Origin of the sequence: Pelagibacterium montanilacus (assembly GCF_003992665.1) — a bacterium.
Lineage (GTDB): Bacteria > Pseudomonadota > Alphaproteobacteria > Rhizobiales > Devosiaceae > Pelagibacterium > Pelagibacterium montanilacus.
On record NZ_RZMX01000033.1, the window covers coordinates 1 to 1,856 of the forward strand.

2 protein-coding genes are annotated in these 1,856 nt (G+C 67.1%); both read left to right on the plus strand.

The annotated features are described in order from the left end of the window. Positions 1-643 (plus strand): helix-turn-helix transcriptional regulator (locus EO136_RS10940; RefSeq protein WP_164730527.1); only part of this gene is annotated, 643 nt, incomplete at its 5' end. Between the two features lie 107 nt (positions 644-750). Next, on the plus strand, positions 751-1,856 hold a 1,106-nt coding region (locus EO136_RS10945; protein WP_164730542.1), incomplete at its 3' end, for a helix-turn-helix transcriptional regulator.

The following is a 1,856-nucleotide window of genomic DNA, read 5'->3' on the forward strand; positions in this document are numbered from 1 at the left end:
CCATCTTTCGCGCGCGGTCACCATCGCGGAGCGGCTCGGCTCCTCGCACGGGCGGGTCAGCTTCGAAACGCTGGAGGCCCTGGGAGAGGCGGCGATCTTTCTCGATGGAGGCGGCCGGGTGATCGAGATGACCGGGCGCGCCGAGGCGCTTATGGGATCTGGCCTCTCGGTGCTCGATCGCCGGCTGGTCGCCACCCGGCCACAGATCCAAACCGCTCTCACCGAACTGATTGCCCGGGCTCTGGCCGAAGGCCCGCAGTCGGGCGCACCGCTCCGCATTCCGCGCAAGGGCAAGCGGCCCCTGCTCGTCGATATGCTGCCCGTGCCCGGCGAGTTCGATCGCCCGCTTCTGTTCGCCCGGCTGATCGTGCTGGTCATCGATCTCGACGACAGGCCGCTGCCGGCCCGCGATGTGCTCGCGGCAATATTCGGCCTGAGCCCGCGCGAGGCTCAACTGGGCCTCGATCTGGCCTCGGGCATGACCCTTACGGAATCGGCAGAGCGGCACGGGGTCTCGAGCGAGACCGTGCGCACCCAGCTCAAGGCCCTGTTCTACAAGACCGGCACCCACCGCCAGAGCGAGTTGATCTCGCTTCTGCACACCGTCGCCCGGCGCTACCGGTCGCAACCGCGCCGGAGATGAAGGCGCACAGGCGGCGGCGCGGACGCAGCCTGCTGACGGCTTGGGCACGAGATCGCTCAAACAGGGGTCGGGAAATGACCAGATAGAGTCACAAACGGGGGGTACACATGCTGCCAGACAGGGTTCAGCCCGCGCTCGAGGCCATTTACATGGCCGGGTACGGCCGCAGCCGATGGGAGAGCGCACTCGAAACCTTCTGCGCTGGCATCGGCGCGAGCGCGGGCCTCATGGTGCCACGGGTGGCGGCAGAGGATGCAATTCACCTGCCCTTCACACCGGACCTGAAGGAGTTCGCCACACGCTTCGTCGCCGAGGGCTGGTACATGCGCGACTACCGTGCCGATCGGGGATGGAGCCTGACCGATCAGGGCCAGAACATCGTCCTCGAGCAGGACATCGTCGTACCCGGCGAGCATGACCACTTGCCCATACATCAGGAACTCTGCCGGCACTATGATCTGCAATGGTGGGCGGGCATCACCTTTGATTCCGCGGACAGGACCTTCGTCCTCTCAGTGTGCCGGAGCGAAAGGGGCCAGATGTTCTCAGAGGAGGACCGGGTGCTGTTCGGGCACCTGGCGGGCCATCTTTCGCGCGCGGTCACCATCGCGGAGCGGCTCGGCTCCTCGCACGGGCGGGTCAGCTTCGAAACGCTGGAGGCCCTGGGAGAGGCGGCGATCTTTCTCGATGGAGGCGGCCGGGTGATCGAGATGACCGGGCGCGCCGAGGCGCTTATGGGATCTGGCCTCTCGGTGCTCGATCGCCGGCTGGTCGCCACCCGGCCACAGATCCAAACCGCTCTCACCGAACTGATTGCCCGGGCTCTGGCCGAAGGCCCGCAGTCGGGCGCACCGCTCCGCATTCCGCGCAAGGGCAAGCGGCCCCTGCTCGTCGATATGCTGCCCGTGCCCGGCGAGTTCGATCGCCCGCTTCTGTTCGCCCGGCTGATCGTGCTGGTCATCGATCTCGACGACAGGCCGCTGCCGGCCCGCGATGTGCTCGCGGCAATATTCGGCCTGAGCCCGCGCGAGGCTCAACTGGGCCTCGATCTGGCCTCGGGCATGACCCTTACGGAATCGGCAGAGCGGCACGGGGTCTCGAGCGAGACCGTGCGCACCCAGCTCAAGGCCCTGTTCTACAAGACCGGCACCCACCGCCAGAGCGAGTTGATCTCGCTTCTGCACACCGTCGCCCGGCGCTACCGGTCGCAACC